Raw genomic sequence first — 16,806 nt, 5'->3', positions numbered from 1 at the left:
CACACTCGCGATCGACGCTCACTCGTTAGGGAGCGTGAGGCAACCGTTTCCCCTCCGCGTACGTCAAGTTGAGGGAGGGGACAGGTAGGTGTTCCAACATCGGGGCGACCGGCCTTCGTGTCCGGCCATTCCGATGGCGTAAAGGTCTGACCGCCCAGTTGCCCCACCCTTTCGTACCCCCCCTAGACTGAACCTCCAGCAGGTGGTTACACGCTCGAAAGGCGCCCCCGTGTCCATCGGCAACTCCCCTGAAGACGACCGTCCTTCGGATGACGTTCGCGCGACGACCCCGCCGGCCGTCGAGCAGGCGCCCACGCCCTCGGACGACCGCCCCTCGATCGGACGCGTCCTCCGTCAGGCGCGCGAAGACGCCGGGATGACCGTCGACGAAGTCAGTACGTCCACCCGGGTGCGCATCCCCATCGTGCACGCGATCGAGGAGGACGACTTCTCGCGGTGCGGCGGCGACGTCTACGCCCGCGGTCACCTCCGGACCCTGGCGCGCGCCGTGGGCGTCGATCCCGAGCCGCTGCTCGCCCAGTACGCCGACGAGCACGGTGGGCGGCCCGCGCCGACTCCGGCCGCTCCGCTGTTCGAGGCCGAGCGGATCAGGTCCGAGCCGCGCCGGCCGAACTGGACGGCGGCCATGGTCGCCGCGATCGTCGCGGTGATCGGCTTCGTCGGGTTCACCGCGTTCGGCGGCAGCGACGACGGTGCCAAGCAGCAGGCCGCCGAGGGTGCGACACCGGCCAGCGGCAAGCCCAAGCCCACGCACACCCCGAAGGCCACCAAGCCCACCGACCCCAAGCCCGACCCGACCGACAGCGCGATCGCGGCCGCGCCCCGTGACAAGGTCACTGTCAAGATCAACGCGTCGGACGGCCGCAGCTGGATCTCCGCGAAGGACCACAACGGACGGATCATGTTCGACGGTCTACTGGAACAGGGTGAGTCGAAGACCTTCCAGGACAACCAGAAGGTCGACCTCGTTCTCGGCGACGCGGGCGCCATCCAGCTGTACGTGAACGGCAAGCAGGTGGACAACGAGTTCGAGCCCGGACAGGTCGAGCGCCTCACCTACACCAAGGGTGATCCCGAGGTCGGATGAGCGGGAGGTTGCCCGGCGATGATCTCCGGGTAACCCTCGCGGGCTGTGCTGTCGGTGGGACGAAGTAGTCTTGAGCCCATGCCCGAACGCCGTACCGTCGCCCTTGTCACTCTTGGCTGCGCCCGTAACGAGGTGGACTCGGAGGAGCTCGCAGGCCGCTTGGAGGCGGACGGCTGGGAGCTCGTCGAGGACGCCGAGGCCGCAGACGTCGCTGTCGTCAACACCTGTGGCTTCGTCGAAGCCGCCAAGAAGGACTCCGTCGACGCCCTTCTCGAAGCCAATGACCTCAAGGGTCATGGCAGAACCCAGGCCGTCGTGGCCGTCGGCTGCATGGCCGAGCGGTACGGCAAGGACCTGGCCGAAGCCCTCCCCGAGGCCGACGGCGTGCTCGGCTTCGACGACTACGCCGACATCTCCGACCGGCTCCAGACCATCCTCAACGGCGGCATCCACGCCTCGCACACCCCGCGCGACCGGCGCAAGCTGCTGCCGATCAGCCCTGCCGAGCGGCAGGACGCGGGCGCCGGGGTGGCGCTCCCCGGACACGCCCCCGTGGACCTGCCCGAGGGGCTCGCGCCCGCGTCCGGCCCCCGCGCCCCGCTGCGCCGTCGCCTCGGGACGAACCCCGTCGCCTCGGTGAAGCTGGCGTCCGGCTGCGACCGCCGCTGCTCGTTCTGCGCCATCCCGTCCTTCCGCGGCTCCTTCATCTCGCGCCGGCCCAGCGATGTCCTCGGTGAGACGCGCTGGCTCGCCGAGCAGGGCGTCAAGGAGGTCATGCTCGTCTCCGAGAACAACACCTCGTACGGCAAGGACCTCGGCGACATCCGACTCCTGGAGACGCTGCTGCCCGAGCTGGCCGCCGTCGACGGGATCGAGCGGGTACGTGTCAGCTATCTGCAGCCCGCCGAGATGCGCCCCGGCCTCATCGACGTCCTCACGGGCACCGACAAGGTCGTTCCTTACTTCGATCTTTCGTTCCAGCACTCGGCGCCCGCCGTGCTGCGCTCCATGCGGCGCTTCGGGGACACCGACCGCTTCCTCGACCTGCTCTCCACGATCCGTGGCAAGGCGCCGCAGGCCGGTGTCCGGTCGAACTTCATCGTGGGCTTCCCCGGCGAGAGCGAGGCCGACCTGGCCGAGCTGGAGCGCTTCCTCACCGGCGCCCGCCTCGACGCGATCGGCGTCTTCGGCTACTCCGACGAGGAGGGCACGGAAGCGGCGACGTACGAGCACAAGCTCGACGAGGACGTCGTCGCCGAGCGCCTCGCGCGTGTGTCGCGGCTCGCCGAGGAGCTGGTCTCGCAGCGCGCGGACGAGCGCGTCGGCGAGGCGGTCCACGTGCTCGTCGAGTCCATCGACGACGAGGACGGTGCCGTCGGGCGCGGAGAGCACCAGGCGCCCGAGACGGACGGGCAGGTGCTGCTCACCCGCAGCGAGGGCCTGAGCGTGGGCCGTATCGTCGAGGCAAAGGTGATCGGCACCCAGGGCGTCGACCTGGTCGCCGAGCCGCTCGAGTGTTCTGAGGAGGCGGGCAGATGACCGGAGTACCGGCATCCGCCACGGGCGGTTCCGGTAGGCCGGCGCCCGGCGGCAAGCTGGGCGCTGCGGCCGTCAACCAGGCCAGCCTGTGGAACATCGCGAACATCTTGACCATGCTCCGGCTCGTCCTCGTGCCGGGCTTCGTGGCGCTCATGCTCGCCGACGGCGGCTACGTCCCCGTCTGGCGCGCCTGGGCCTGGGCGGCCTTCGCCGTCGCCATGATCACGGACGTCTTCGACGGACACCTGGCGCGCACGTACAACCTGGTCACGGACTTCGGGAAGATCGCCGACCCCATCGCCGACAAGGCGATCATGGGGGCGGCGCTCATCTGTCTCTCGAGCCTCGGCGACCTGCCCTGGTGGGTGACGGGAGTGATCCTCGGGCGTGAGCTCGGGATCACCCTGCTGCGCTTCTGGGTCATCCGGTACGGGGTGATCCCGGCCAGCCGCGGCGGCAAGATAAAGACCCTCGCCCAGGGCACGGCGGTCGGGATGTACGTCCTGGCGCTGACCGGCCCGCTGGCGACCTTCCGATTCTGGGTGATGGCGGTGGCGGTTGCGCTGACCGTGCTCACCGGTCTCGACTACGTGAAGCAGGCCGTGGTGCTGCGCCGGCAGGGCATGGCGGCCGAGCGTGCCGCCCGCGACGAACGTGAGGCGGCGGCGGAGCAGTGACGTCCGGAGCGGTCGGCGGTGGCGGGGCGGACGGCCTCGCCACCGCCGCCGTGGTGCTCCGGCTGCTCACCGAGCGCGGCGAGACCCTCGCGGTCGCCGAGTCGCTTACCGGCGGCCTCGTGGCGGCGGACATCACCTCGGTGCCGGGCGCCTCGCGCGTCTTTCGCGGGTCCGTGACCTCGTACGCGACCGAGCTGAAACGGGACGTCCTGGGCGTCGATGGCACTCTCCTGGCGGAGCGCGGGGCGGTGGATCCCGAGGTCGCCCTGCAGATGGCGACGGGGGTGCGCAGGGTCCTCGGCGCGGACTGGGGGATCGCGACCACAGGCGTCGCCGGGCCCGACGAGCAGGACGGGCAGCCGGTGGGGACGGTCTTCGTGGCCGTCGTCGGTCCGGGGAATTCCATTGCCTTCGATGCGGGTTCCGGAGGGGCTGACGCGGGAGCCGGCGCCGGGGTTGAGCGGTCCGGGGCTCTAGGCGGCAGTTTCGCTCGTAGCCGGAAAGTGGCCGCGTTGCGGTTGAACGGCGACCGTTCGGAAATCCGTATGGAGAGTGTACGGAGTGTGCTTGAGCTGCTCCTTGAGCAGGTCTTGAGCGAACGCGCAGAGAATGAGCGGGCACAGGATACGGAACAGAACGGGGGGTTTTGATGTTTACAGCCCTGAGTGAACACGACATCGCTCCCCGCACGGCCGCGGCGCAAGGCGGTACGGTGGGGCGTGAAGGATGCGGCTACGCGGTCCGAGGAGGGAGCCACCGATGATTCTGCTCCGTCGCCTGCTGGGTGACGTGCTGCGTCGGCAGCGCCAGCGCCAGGGCCGTACTCTGCGCGAAGTCTCCTCGTCCGCCCGAGTCTCGCTCGGCTATCTCTCCGAGGTGGAGCGGGGGCAGAAGGAGGCATCCTCCGAGCTGCTGTCCGCTATTTGCGACGCGCTTGACGTACGGATGTCCGAGCTCATGCGCGAGGTGAGCGACGAGCTCGCTCTCGCCGAGCTGGCCGAGTCGGCAGCGGCTACTGATCCGGTGCCCGCACCGGTTCGCCCGCGGCTCAATTCTGTCTCCGTGGCCGGTGTCCCACCGGAACGGGTGACCATCAAGGCGCCTGCGGAAGCGGTGGACGTCGTCGCTGCGTGATCCCACGCGGCGTGACGCCTCGTGCAGGTGTCACTCATAAGTGTGTGAAAGCCCCGGCCGGGAGATCGGCCGGGGCTTTTGCATGGGGAGCTCTCGCATGTGGAGGCTCTCGCATGTCGAGTGGTGCGCGGGCGGCGGGCGGCGGGCCGCGGGCTGGAGGGCGGGGCGGGGCGCCTGGAGTGGCGGGCCAGGGGCGGCGCCGGGCGGCGCTCGACATGCCCGCATCAGAGCATTCGTGCCATGGTGAAGGGGATTTCGACGTGCGCGGGAGCGCCTTCGGTGTGCGGGAACGCCGCCCGGGGCGCCCTGCCGCCGGGTGGCGCCGGCGTTCGGGTTCGATCCGATCCGGCATCGGGCAGGAGGTGGCGGCCGTGGCGTGGCGGACCGTGCGCGGAATACCGGCCGGGGTGTGGCGGACCGCGCGCTGGATACCGGCTGTGGCCTTCGGGGTGCTGTGGTGGTGGGGCCTGCTGCGTCTGGCCTTCTCGCCGGACGCGGGTGCCTTCGAGGGGGCTGTGGCGGCCGGTGGGTGGGGGCTGAGCCTGCTGCCGGTGCACACTGCGCCCAAGTCGCGGGCGGCGGGGGCGGTGGGATCTGTGCGGCCGGGTGGGACTTCTGCGGGGGGTGCGGGGCGGGGCGGTACTTCTGCGGGGGAGATGCGGTCCGCAAGAGCCGGGGGCGCGGGCGGGTGGCTTACCAGGGCATGGCGACGCCGCCGTTCGGGCGGAGGATCTGGCCCGTCGTGAACGATGACGCGTCCGATGCCAGGTGCAGGACGGCGTGCGCGATGTCGTCCGCCTCGCCCACGCGGCCCAGCGGGGACATGCGGACCATCAGGGCCTCCGTGTGCGACTGCTCCGACGCGTCGTGCCGGCCGGTCATGGGCGTACGGATCCAGCCGGGAGCGACCGCGTTGACGCGGATGCCCTGCGGACCGACCTCGGTCGCCAGGGTCTTCGTCAGCTGGACGACGGCGGCCTTCGAGACGCCGTAGCAGAGCAGTCCGGGGCCGCCGGTGTCCACGGCGCCCGACGCCATCGTGACGATGCTGCCGCGTGTGCCCGTCGCGATCATGGCTCGGGCGGCCTCCTGGCAGGCGTACAGCACGCCCTTGAAATTGATACCGAGGACGCGGTCGAGATCCTCGTCGCGGGTCTCCAGGACGGGGCTGCTGTGCATGATCCCGGCGATCGCGGCCATGACGTCGAGGTGGCCCGTCGCGTCGACGGCCGCCGCCACCGCCTCGGCGAGCTGGCTGCGGTCCGCGACGTCGAGGGGGTGCGTGCGGGCCGTGCCTCCCCTGGTCTTGATCAGCGTCGCCGTCTCGTGCAGGCCCTGCGCGTCGCGGTCGGCGCAGTGCACAGTGGCTCCGGCGTCGGCCAGGAGCAGGGCGGAGGCGCGTCCGATGCCGCTCGCGGCGCCGGTGACGAATGCGGTGCGTCCGGTGAGGTCGTACGCGGTGACGGGCATGAGGGGACCGTACGAGCACTTCTGACGGATCGTCAATTAGCTGGTACGGGCTATCTGGTGAGGCGGTGTCATCGAATGGTCGGGGGCTGCTTGGCGTACGGGCGCGGGGCCGGGCCGTGTTGGCAGGAGGGGCACCAGTAGGTGGGACGTTCGCGGGAGCCGTCGCCCTGGTCTGCCACGCGGATCGGGGTGCGGCAGCGCAGGCAGGGGCGGGGCGCCCGGCCGTAGACGTAGAGCCGCTGGCCGGGGCGGCCGCTGCCGGTGGTGACGCGCGCGGGGCGGTCGCGATTGGCTTCGAGGAGCTTCTTGGCGAGTTCGGGGAGGCGGGCGGCGGTTTCGGCGGGAAGGTCGCCGACAGGCAGCCATGGGGTGACCTGGAGGAGGAAGCACAGCTCGGACTTGTAGACGTTGCCGATGCCCGCGAGATTGCGCTGGTCGAGGAGTGCCTCGCCGAGGGGGCGGGCCGGATCGCGCAGGAGGTTGAGGAGGGCTGTGCCGGCGTCCCAGTCCGGGCCGAGCAGGTCGGGGCCGAGGTGGCCGACCACCTTGGTCTCGTCGGCCGTGCGCAGGAGTTCGAGGACGGGGAGGCGGTAGCCCACTGCGGTGCGGGTGGCGTTGCCGAGGACCGCGCGGATCTGGTGGCCGGGGCCACCGGTCCACCGCTCGCCCGGTGCGTACACCTTCCAGGAGCCGTCCATGCGCAGGTGTGAGTGAAGGGTGAGGCCGCCTTCGATGCGGGTGAGGAGGTGCTTGCCGCGCGGGGTGACGTCGAGGACGGTGCGGCCGGTCAGGTCGGCCGTGGCGAAGCGGGGGACGCGCAGGTCGGAGCGGATGAGCACCTGGCCCGCGAGGGCGGTGTGCAGACGCCGCGCGGTCTGCAGGACGGTGTCTCCTTCGGGCATGGGTCAAGGGTGGCACGGGTCGCTGAGGTGGGGTGGTCGGCGTGGGCCGGCACAGCGGGCAGAGGCGGGCCGGTGCGGGCTCGGGGTGAGGTGGCGGGGAGGGGGCCCGGTGCGGGCTCGGAGTGAAGTGGTGGGGGTTGGGGTGGGCGTGTTCGGTGACGGGTCGGGGCTACGCGCGCAGGCGTAGGCCTCGTGGGGTTGCGTGGAAGCCTGCGGTTTCCAGGAGGGACGAGAACGGGGAGGTCAGAGCAGCCGAGCCGTTGATCCGCTCCACGGTGATCGTGCCGAGGGAGCCCGCCTTGGCGGCATCGGCAAGCACCTCCGCCGCGGCGGGCAGCCGGGAGTCCTCGGCCACGTCGGCGGCGGTGAGCGCGCCGGCATCGCCTTCGGACGCCGGCCAGGCGAGCAGGGTCTTGCCGCCGCGCTCCATGTACAGGGTCAGCTCGCCGTCGACGAGCACGACCAGGGAGCCCGCCTTGCGGCCCGGCTTGTGTCCGGCGCCGGTGGGGGAGTCGGGCCAGGGCAGGGCCGCCCCATAGGCGTTCGCCGGGTCGGCGGCGGCGAGGACGACGGCTCTGGAAGCGGCCCTGCGGCGGCGCGGGGCGCGACCGGGGCCGGAGTCGAGGCCGGGGTGGCCGGGTGCGGGCCAGGCGTCGTGTTCCGCGAAGTCCGGGGGGAAGTCCGGGACGGCGTGTGGTCCGGTGGGCGGTGGCCATGACGGGTCCCAGGCCGCCGATGCGTCGGTCGTGGGGTTCGCGGGCGAGCCGGGCGGGCCTGCGTAGGGGTCGGGCGGGGCGTCGCCGCGATCGCGGGCGTTCGCGGCCGCGCGCAGGCGGTCCACCGCGCCGTCCATCGCGAACTGCGCGGCGCCGAGGCCCTCGACGACGTACCCCCGCCGGGCCTGGCCGCTGTCCTCGAAGGCGGACAGGATGCGGTACACCGCGGAGAAGCCGCCCTCGACGCCTTCCGCGGCGACGGCGCCCCGGGTCACCACGCCGTGCCGGTCGAGGAGCGTGCGGGCCAGGGCGTGGGCGCGCACCGTCGGGTCGGGGTCGACTGCGGGCAGCAGCGACCAGCGGCCCGCGACGGTCGGCGGGCCCGATCGGGAGGCGGTCCGCGCGGCGGCGGTGAGGCCTCCGTAACGCCCGCGAGGGATCGCGCGGCGGGCGCGATGGGCCGTGGATCCCGCGGTGCGGCCCGACCCCAGGAGCGAGCGCATCGGGGCCAGCGTGTCGTTCGTGAGCCGCCCGGACCAGGCCAGATCCCAGAGCGCGTCCGCCAGTTGGGGATCGGTGGCATCTGGGTGCGTCGTCGCGCGGACCTGGTCGGCGATCTGACGGAAGAACAGGCCGTAACCACCGGAGAGCGTGTCCAGGACGGACTGGTGGAGAGCGGTGAGCTCCAGGGGGTGCGGCGCGGGGAGCAGGAGCGGTGCCGTGTCGGCCAGGTACAGGGAGACCCAGCCGTCCTTGCCGGGCAGGGAACCCGCACCGGCCCACACGACCTCGCCCGACGCCGTGAGTTCGTCGAGCATCGCGGGCGCGTAACCCGAGACCCGGGACGGCAGGACGAGCTTCTCCAGGGCGGATGCCGGAACGGACGCGCCCTGCAACTGCTCGACCGCACGCACCAGGCCGTCCACACCGCGCAGCCCGTGCCCGCCCAAGTGCTGCCACTGGGGCAGGAACTGGGCAAGGGCGGCGGGCGGGACCGGCTCCAGCTCGTGCCGCAGGGCCGCGAGCGAACGCCGGCGCAGACGTCGGAGCACCGTCGCGTCGCACCACTCCTGGCCGATGCCCGCCGGATGGAACTCGCCTTGCACCACCCGCCCGTTCGCCGCCAGGCGTTGCAGGGCGCCGTCCGTGACCGCCGCGCCGAGACCGAAGCGGGTGGCGGCCGCGGCGGAGGTGAACGGGCCGTGCGTGCGTGCGTACCGGGCGAGAAGGTCGCCCAGGGGATCCTTGACGGGCTCCGTGAAGGCCTCGGGTACGCCGACCGGCAGCGCTGTGCCGAGCGCGTCCCGCAGCCGGCCCGCGTCCTCGATCGCCGCCCAGTGGTCGGCTCCCGCGACACGGACCCGGATGGCGCGGCGGGCGGACGCCAGCTCCCGGGCCCACCCCGGCTCGGCGCCCCGCTCCGTCAACTCGGTGTCCGTGAGCGGCCCGAGGACGCGCAACAGGTCAGCGACGCCCTCGACGTCCTTGATGTGGCGGTCGTCGGTGTGCCACTGGAGCTCCTGCTCCAGCTCGGCGAGCACGTCCGCGTCGAGGAGCTCGCGCAGCTCGGCCTGGCCGAGCAGTTCGGCGAGCAGCCGCGAGTCCAGCGACAGAGCCGCGGCACGCCGCTCGGCGAGCGGGGAGTCGCCCTCGTACAGGAACTGGGCGACATAGCCGAACAGGAGGGATCGGGCGAACGGGGAGGCCTCCGGGGTGGTCACCTCGACGAGGCGGACCTTGCGGGACTCGATGTCACCCATCAGCTCGGCGAGGCCGGGCACGTCGAAGACGTCCTGGAGGCACTCCCGTACGGCTTCGAGGACGATCGGGAACGAGCCGAACTCGCTGGCCACCTGGAGGAGTTGGGAGGCGCGCTGGCGCTGCTGCCACAGGGGGGTGCGCTTGCCGGGGTTGCGTCGGGGCAGCAGCAGGGCGCGGGCCGCGCACTCGCGGAAGCGGGCGGCGAACAGGGCCGAGCCGCCGACCTGGTCGGTGACGATCTGGCTGACGTCGCCCTTGTCGAAGGCGACGTCGGCGGCCCCCAGGGGCGCCTGGTCGGCGTCGTACTCCGAACCGGCCTTGGAGGGCTCCTGGTCCAGGAGGTCGAGGCTCATGAGATCGGCGTCGGGAAGGCGCAGCACGATGCCGTCGTCGGCGTGCATGACCTGGGCATCCATGCCGTACTTCTCGCCGAGCCTGGCCCCGAGGGCGAGCGCCCAGGGGGCGTGCACCTGCGCGCCGAAGGGGGAGTGCACGACGACCCGCCAGTCGCCCAGCTCGTCACGGAACCGCTCGACCACGATGGTGCGGTCGTCCGGGATGTGGCCACAGGCCTCGCGCTGCTCGGACAGATAGGCCAGCACATTGTCTGCGGCCCACGCGTCGAGGCCCGCAGTGAGCAGCCGGAGCCGGGCGTCCTCCGGGGACAGGGAGCCGACCTCGCGCAGGAACGCGCCCACCGCGCGCCCCAGTTCGAGCGGCCGGCCGAGCTGGTCGCCCTTCCAGAACGGGAGCCTGCCCGGGACGCCGGGCGCGGGGGAGACCAGCACGCGGTCGCGCGTGATGTCCTCGATGCGCCAGGAACTCGTACCGAGGGTGAACACGTCGCCCACCCGGGACTCGTAGACCATCTCCTCGTCGAGCTCGCCCACCCGGCCGCCGCCCTTCTTGGGGTCGGATCCGGCCAGGAACACCCCGAAGAGGCCGCGGTCCGGGATCGTGCCCCCGGAGGTGACGGCCAGGCGCTGGGCACCGGGGCGTCCGGTGATCGTGCCTGCGATGCGGTCCCACACCACGCGTGGACGCAGCTCGGCGAACGCGTCGGAGGGATAGCGTCCGGCGAGCATGTCGAGGACGCCGGTGAACGCGGACTCCGGCAGCGATGCGAAGGGGGCGGCGCGGCGGACGAGCGCGAGCAGGTCGTCCACCTGCCAGGTGTCGAGCGCCGTGATCGCGACGAGCTGCTGGGCCAGCACGTCCAGGGGGTTGGCGGGGATGCGGAGGGACTCGATGGAGCCCGTGCGCATCCGCTCGGTGACCACGGCCGCCTGGACGAGGTCGCCCCGGTACTTCGGGAAGACGACGCCTGTGGAGACCGCGCCCACCTGGTGTCCCGCACGGCCCACGCGCTGGAGGCCGGACGCCACGGAGGGCGGGGACTCCACCTGGACGACGAGGTCCACCGCGCCCATGTCGATGCCCAGCTCAAGGCTGGACGTGGCGACCACGGCGGGCAGCCGGCCCGCCTTCAGGTCCTCCTCGACGAGGGCGCGCTGCTCCTTGGAGACCGATCCGTGGTGGGCGCGGGCGATGACCGCCGGCGCTCCGTTCGCCGCGCCCGAACCGCCCATCAGCTCGGCCGGTGCGTGGTCCTCGGGGAGGGCCTCGCCCGTCGCCCGCTCGTACGCGATCTCGTTCAGCCGGTTGCACAGGCGCTCGGCCAGGCGGCGGGAGTTGGCGAAGACGATCGTGGAGCGGTGCGACTGGACCAGGTCGGCGATGCGCTCCTCGACATGCGGCCAGATGGACGGCCGCTCCGCGGCCTGGTCGGAGTCGGCGACGGGCGAGCCACCGAGCTCGCCCAGGTCCTCCACGGGGACGACCACCGAGAGGTCGAACTCCTTGCCCGAGTGCGGCTGGACGATCTCCACCTTGCGCTGCGGCGACAGATAACGCGCCACCTCGTCGACAGGACGGACCGTCGCGGACAGGCCGATCCGGCGGGCGGGCCGGGGCAGCAGCTCGTCGAGCCGCTCCAGGGACAGTGCGAGGTGGGCGCCGCGCTTGGTGCCCGCGACCGCGTGCACCTCGTCGAGAATCACCGTCTCGATGCCCGTGAGCGCGTCACGCGCTGCGGACGTGAGCATCAGGAACAGCGACTCGGGCGTCGTGATCAGAATGTCCGGCGGCCGGGTCGACAGGGCGCGGCGCTCGGCCGGGGGAGTGTCCCCGGAGCGGATGCCGACCTTCACCTCGGGCTCGGGCAGTCCCAGGCGCACCGACTCCTGGCGGATGCCGGTGAGCGGGCTGCGCAGATTGCGCTCCACGTCGACCGCGAGGGCTTTGAGGGGCGAGACGTACAGGACGCGGCAGCGCTTCTTCGGGTCGGCCGGTGGCGGCGTCGACGCCAGCTGGTCCAGGGCGGCCAGGAACGCGGCCAGGGTCTTGCCGGAACCCGTCGGCGCGACGACCAGCACGTCCGAGCCCTCGCCGATGGCCTGCCACGCCCCGGTCTGCGCGGACGTGGGCGCGGAGAACGCCCCCGTGAACCAACTGCGGGTCGCGGGGGAGAAACCGTCGAGCGGGCTGCGTGCGGACCTGACCATGCACCCATCGTGCACCTCCCCACTGACAACGGCCCGGACCTGCGCAAACGCTCCGCGCCCGGACCCCGGCGCCGGGTGGCGTGGCCAGCTCGTGGCGCAGAATGGAACGCATGGCGGGGTCGGGAACGAAGGAATGGGCCAGGCACTGGCGCTACGAACAGCTGCCGGGCCTCGACCTGCTGCGGGCGCGTTACGTCCGCCACACCTTCCCCCGCCACAGCCACGACGGGTACGTCTTCGGCGCGGTCACCAGCGGCATCGAGGACGTGGGACTGCCGACCGGCACGGTGCACGCGGGACCCGGCACCGTCGTCATGATCAACCCCGAGGTGGCGCACACCGCGCGGGCAGGTGAGCCCGGCGGCTGGGCGTACCACACGCTCTATCCGTCGGCCGATGTCATAGCGGAGATCGCCGGCGAGACCACGTCGGTCCGCGGGACGGCCGGGTTCGCCGAACCGATCGTCGGTGACCCGCACGCGGCCCACCTCATCCGCGAGGTGCACCGGGCGGCGGAGGAGGGCAACGCACTCGCCGCCGACAGCCTGCTGCGCATCGTGGTCGCCCGGCTGCTGCGCGATCACGGGCAGCCCATGACCGCCCGCCCCATGCGGTCCGCCGGCGCCACGATCGCGGCGCGCGCACGTGCCGTGCTCGCCGAACGGATGGCACAGCCGCCGTCGCTGGAGGCGCTGGCCACCGAACTCGGCACCAGCCCGTTCGCCCTGCTGCGCGCCTTCAGGGACGCGTACGGGATGCCGCCGCACACCTGGCTCACCGACGCGCGCGTGCGAACCGCCCGCCGCCTCCTGGACGGCGGCACGGCACCGGCCGACGCCGCCGTGACGGTCGGCTTCACGGACCAGCCGCACCTGAACCGGCACTTCACGCGGATCGTCGGCGTACCGCCCGGCGCCTACCAGCGGGAGCGCAAGAACGTACAAGACCCGGCCGCGCGCTTCCTCGTACCGTCACAGGCGTGGCAGAACAGACAACATCCGCGGCGAGACGCGCCGGATCAGCACGGGACGGGCAAGCAGGACGGCCCGGCGACGGAAGGCCTGAGAAGGCCGATTCCGCCGTCGTCCGGGACGCGCTCGGCGTCGGCGTCGCCGTCGGGCTCTCCGGGTTCGCCTTCGGCGTGACCTCGGCCGGCAGCGGCCTCAGCGTGCTCCAGACCTGCGCGCTCAGCCTGCTCGTGTTCACCGGGGCCTCGCAGTTCGCCCTTGTGGGCGCGATCGCGGCCGGCGGCAACCCGCTCACCGCAGCTGCGGGCGCCTTCTTCCTCGGCGTGCGCAACTCGTTCTACGGGCTGCGCCTGTCCCAGTTGCTCGCCCTCCCGCGCGTGGTGCGCCCTTTCGCCGCGCACTGGGTCATCGACGAGACCACCGCCGTCTCGCTCGCCCAGCCCACGCGGCGCAGCGCCCGTATCGGCTTCACCGTCACGGGACTGACCCTGTACGTGCTGTGGAACCTCACGACCCTCCTCGGGGCGCTCGGTGCGGAGGCCATCGGGGACACCGACGCCTGGGGGCTCGACGCGGCCGGACCGGCGGTCTTCCTGGCGCTCCTCGCGCCGATGCTGCGGACATCCACAGAACGGGCCGTGGCCGGTATCGCCGTCATCCTCGGCCTCGGGCTGCTGCCTGTCCTGCCGGCCGGTGTTCCGGTCCTGGTGGCCGCGCTCGCCGCGCCGGCCGTGCTCTGCGCAGAGGGGCGCCGGGCGGCACGGAGAGCGACCGGAAAGAACCCACAAGAGGACCCGCAGAAGGCCGACGGCCGACAGGGAGAGGGCCGATGAACATCTGGGTCGCGGTCGCGGTGACCGCAGTCGGCTGCTACGCCGTCAAGCTCATCGGCCTCCTCGTACCCGCCGGTGTCCTGGAACGGCCCGTGGTCCGACGACTGGCGGCGCTGCTCCCCGTGGCCCTGCTGGCCGCGCTCACGGCCCAGCAGACCTTCGCCGACGGCACCACGCTCGTTCTCGACGCGAAGGCGGCCGGGCTGGCCGCGGCAGCGGTCGCGCTGATCCTGCGTGCGCCGTTCCTGGTCGTCGTCGCGGCGGCCGTCGTGGTCACGGCCGGGCTGCGCGCCGTCACGGGATGAGCCCCCACGCGCGCGTGGACCCCTTGCACATCTACCACCCGCACTCAGTGAGCCACCGGCACCTGCGGCACCGACCCCGCCGCGGGTTCCGGTAGGCCGAGTCGCCGGGCGGTTGCCTCCGGGCGGCAGAAGAGCGCCGCCAGGACCCCCGCTGTCACCAGCAGCCCAGCGGTGAGGAGCCAGCCCTCTTCGTAGCCGGCCGACACCGTCCTCGCGCGGTCCACCATGCCGCCGAGCACCAGGGGCGACAGGATGCCGCCCAGCGCGTAGACGAAGGTCAAGGTGCCGAGGACGACGCCGCGTTGGGCCGGAGGAGCGATGCGGGCACAGGCCGTGGATGCCACGGTCAGCATCACCATGGCGAGCGCCATGGGGCCGAGCATCAAGGGCACCTTGACCGCCAGGAAGTCCGTCGTGCCGTACACGGCGGTGGCACAGCCCGCGACGATGACGAGAAGACCGGCACCGGACCCTGGGGGCAGGCGCCGAGGTGTGCCCTTGCGGGCGGAGCGCCGGGCGATCAGGCCGTGGCCGAGGATGACCGCCCCGTTGGCGAGGGCGCCCAGGCCGACCATCGTGCCTGCCTGGTGAAGGTCCCAGCCGACGACGCTCTCCAGGTAGTCGGGTGCCCACGTCAGCATGGTGCTCATCGACCAGTAGGCGGCGAACGAGCCGAGCGCGGCGGTCAGGAACGTGCAGGAGAGCAGGATGGCGCGCAACGGCACCGTGTCCGTCGTGGACGTCTGCTCCGCGGCCTGGGACGGCTTCCTGGTGAGCGGCGGGGCCAGCGGCCCGTCCGTGCCCCACAGCCGCCAGCAGAGGGCCCACAGAAGGCCCGCCAGACCGACGACACCGAACGACCAGCGCCAGCCCCAGTGTGTGATCACCCAGGTGAGCACCGGCGAGGCGACGGCCACTCCTGCCGCCGCGCCGACCAGCAGGACCGCGGTGGGCAGGGCCCGCTCACGCTGCGGGAACCAGCCGTGGACGTGGTGCATGGCGACGGGGGAGGCGGGCCCCTCCGCCGCACCGAGGAGCACGCGCGTGGCCAGTAGCGTGCCGAACCCCGCCGCTCCCCACAGCATCGGCAGTTGCGCCACCGACCACAGCAGCGCGAGCACCAGCAGGAGGGTCGTCGTCCGCACGCGCCGTGTGAGGGCCGAGACGCCGAGCGCGGCCAGCGAGAACAGTGCGAAGAACGCCGACTGCGCCGTGCCGAACTCCTGCCTCGTGATGCCGAAGTCCGCCCGGATCTCGGGGCCCGCGAGCCCGAGCACGGCCTTGTCCGCGAAGTTCACGAGCATGAAGGCGAGCAGCAGCCACGTGGTGCGCCACGCCCGGCTCATCAGCAGCAGCCGTCTTCGTCGTCGACAACACCGACGCTGATCGCCCCCTCGGCCCGCCTGCGTCCCTCCGGGGAGCGCGTCAACTCCGTCTGCACGTCCGTGCCGGCGGCCAAGGCTGCCGATTCGGCGGCGGCCCAGTGGAAGACACCGCGCGCCATGGTCGACGTCTCCTGGAGGGCACGTCGTGCGAACACATCGGCACGCACGCGTGCCACCTCCTGGTCGGCGGGCGCCGCGAGGGCCGCGATCTCCGCCAGATGCGAGGCGAGGCGCAGTTCCCCGGCGGCGAGCAGCTCGGAGGCGCGGAGCGCCAGCGCGGACGCGCCGCCCGCGGCGCGTGCGAACTCGGCCGCGACGTCCGCCTCCGGGGCGGGCTTGAGGTGCGCGGGGTTCTGGTCGTACCAGCCGCCCCACAGGCGCCACAGGTTGCGTACGACGAACTCCGGCTCGTCGTAGGCCGGGTGGAGGTACGGCTTCGCCAGCAGCTCCTCGGGGACCTTCACCCCGTGGATGACCGCGTCGAGGCGGTGGCCCGCGTTCATCAGCTCCCTGGTCTGCTCGCACAGCGACTCCAGGAGGCGCGCGGTGTCGTCGAGGGCCTGGTGCACGCGGCGGGAGCCGACGACGGGAACGCCGTGTCCAGGCAGCAGGAGTTCGGCGCCGAGCTCCTGCATCGCGCGCAGAGCGCGCGCCCAGTCCTCCGGATAGCGCTGCACCTTCTGGGGGTTGCCCGCGTTCGGCGTGTTCCAGATGAACAGGTCGCCCGTGCACAGCGTCCTGAGTTCGGGGATCCATACGTAGGTGTGGTCGTCGGTCTCCCCGCGCGCGTGCACGAGCTCGAACGTCAGCTCCCCGCGCCGCACGGTCAGACGGTCCCTGTAGACGACGTCCGGATAGCGGTACGTGGTGGGCCACTCCAGGGAGGGCACTCCGAACTGCCGGCGATTGATCCAGGAGTTGTAACCCGCCGTCCTGATGTAGCGGTCGAACCGCGCGGGGACGGCCTCGTGGGCGATCACCTCGGGACGCGGGCCGCCGCTCTTGTCGGCCTCCTGATCGAAGGGGGCCACTCCGAAGACGTGGTCCACGTGACCGTGCGTGTACACCACGGAGCGCACCGGCCCCGCACCGAACCCGGAAACCGCCTCGTGCAGTTGGGCCGCCGTACGGAAGTCGCCCGAGTCGACGAGGACCACGCCGTCGCCCGTGTCGAAGGCGGCCACGTTGGCGAATGCCGGGAAGAAGCCCACGCGGTCACGCAGGCGCACCAGTTCGCTCCCGGAGTACGTGCCCGTCAGATGAGGCAGCAGCGTCTCGGTGCCCTGCCAGACCCGGTCGATGTAGTCGCCGTACGGGCCGTACGCGGAGTGCTGGGCGTGGTCCTGCTCTTTGTGTCCGGTCATGTCCTCGGCTCCTCGTGTGCAGTGCGGTCGATCGCCACCGGCCACGAGTTTCGGCCCCCGATGTGAGATCGAACACCGCC

At 72.3% G+C, this 16,806-nt stretch carries 12 protein-coding genes and 1 pseudogene; 8 read left to right on the top strand and 5 right to left on the bottom strand.

Annotated features, from left to right (window positions below):
- The first annotated feature begins 229 nt into the window (after positions 1-229).
- From OG758_RS17260 to OG758_RS17240, 5 genes are all read left to right on the top strand, one after another.
- Positions 230-1,108 carry a helix-turn-helix domain-containing protein gene (locus OG758_RS17260; protein ID WP_326710847.1) on the top strand — a complete coding sequence of 293 codons (879 nt, stop codon included), beginning with the start codon at positions 230-232 and terminating at the stop codon, positions 1,106-1,108.
- Positions 1,109-1,186: 78 nt separating this feature from the next.
- Positions 1,187-2,647, top strand: coding sequence for a 30S ribosomal protein S12 methylthiotransferase RimO (gene rimO / locus OG758_RS17255; protein ID WP_326710846.1), 1,461 nt, complete (start codon positions 1,187-1,189; stop codon positions 2,645-2,647).
- Positions 2,644-3,324 (top strand): CDP-diacylglycerol--glycerol-3-phosphate 3-phosphatidyltransferase, encoded by a 681-nt coding sequence (gene pgsA / locus OG758_RS17250; RefSeq protein ID WP_326710845.1) that lies wholly within the window; start codon positions 2,644-2,646, stop codon positions 3,322-3,324. The genes rimO and pgsA overlap by 4 nt, the downstream gene beginning before the upstream one ends.
- Entirely contained in the window at positions 3,321-3,974 is a 654-nt protein-coding gene (locus OG758_RS17245; RefSeq protein ID WP_326710844.1) for a CinA family protein, read from the top strand. The genes pgsA and OG758_RS17245 overlap by 4 nt, the downstream gene beginning before the upstream one ends.
- Before the next feature lie 109 nt (positions 3,975-4,083).
- Positions 4,084-4,458, top strand: coding sequence for a helix-turn-helix domain-containing protein (locus OG758_RS17240; RefSeq protein ID WP_100591071.1), 375 nt, complete (start codon positions 4,084-4,086; stop codon positions 4,456-4,458).
- Positions 4,459-5,151: 693 nt separating this feature from the next.
- Here OG758_RS17240 and OG758_RS17230 read toward each other — a convergent pair.
- From OG758_RS17230 to OG758_RS17220, 3 genes are all read right to left on the bottom strand, one after another.
- On the bottom strand, positions 5,152-5,928 hold the full coding sequence (locus OG758_RS17230; protein WP_326710843.1) for an SDR family NAD(P)-dependent oxidoreductase: 777 nt from the start codon (positions 5,926-5,928) through the stop codon (positions 5,152-5,154).
- Between the two features lie 68 nt (positions 5,929-5,996).
- Positions 5,997-6,830 carry an Fpg/Nei family DNA glycosylase gene (locus OG758_RS17225; protein WP_326710842.1) on the bottom strand — a complete coding sequence of 278 codons (834 nt, stop codon included), beginning with the start codon at positions 6,828-6,830 and terminating at the stop codon, positions 5,997-5,999.
- Between the two features lie 169 nt (positions 6,831-6,999).
- Positions 7,000-11,871: an ATP-dependent helicase gene (locus tag OG758_RS17220; protein ID WP_326710841.1), complete on the bottom strand. Its 4,872-nt coding sequence runs from the start codon at positions 11,869-11,871 to the stop codon at positions 7,000-7,002.
- Between the two features lie 101 nt (positions 11,872-11,972).
- On the opposite strand from OG758_RS17220, the pseudogene OG758_RS17215 reads away from it, so the two are divergent.
- The 3 genes and pseudogenes from OG758_RS17215 to OG758_RS17205 all read left to right on the top strand — a co-directional run.
- Positions 11,973-12,737, top strand: a pseudogene (locus tag OG758_RS17215) (AraC family ligand binding domain-containing protein); the annotation flags it as partial.
- Positions 12,738-12,850: 113 nt separating this feature from the next.
- The gene (locus tag OG758_RS17210; protein ID WP_326710840.1) at positions 12,851-13,672 is read left to right on the top strand and encodes an AzlC family ABC transporter permease; all 822 of its coding nucleotides are present in this window, start codon (positions 12,851-12,853) and stop codon (positions 13,670-13,672) included.
- Positions 13,669-13,977: an AzlD domain-containing protein gene (locus OG758_RS17205; RefSeq protein ID WP_326710839.1), complete on the top strand. Its 309-nt coding sequence runs from the start codon at positions 13,669-13,671 to the stop codon at positions 13,975-13,977. Before OG758_RS17210 ends, OG758_RS17205 begins: the two co-directional genes overlap by 4 nt.
- Positions 13,978-14,021: 44 nt before the next feature.
- On the opposite strand, the gene OG758_RS17200 is transcribed toward OG758_RS17205, so the two are convergent.
- The gene (locus OG758_RS17200) at positions 14,022-15,323 is read right to left on the bottom strand and encodes an MFS transporter (protein ID WP_326710838.1); all 1,302 of its coding nucleotides are present in this window, start codon (positions 15,321-15,323) and stop codon (positions 14,022-14,024) included.
- Entirely contained in the window at positions 15,323-16,726 is a 1,404-nt protein-coding gene (locus OG758_RS17195) for an alkyl sulfatase dimerization domain-containing protein (RefSeq protein WP_326710837.1), read from the bottom strand. Before OG758_RS17195 ends, OG758_RS17200 begins: the two co-directional genes overlap by 1 nt.
- Between the last annotated feature and the right edge of the window lie 80 nt (positions 16,727-16,806).

It is taken from the genome of Streptomyces sp. NBC_01474, assembly GCF_035918215.1.
In the GTDB taxonomy this organism is placed as follows: domain Bacteria; phylum Actinomycetota; class Actinomycetes; order Streptomycetales; family Streptomycetaceae; genus Streptomyces; species Streptomyces aureus.
Note: the sequence above shows the minus strand (reverse complement) of the source record. Positions and strands in the feature narration are given on the sequence as shown.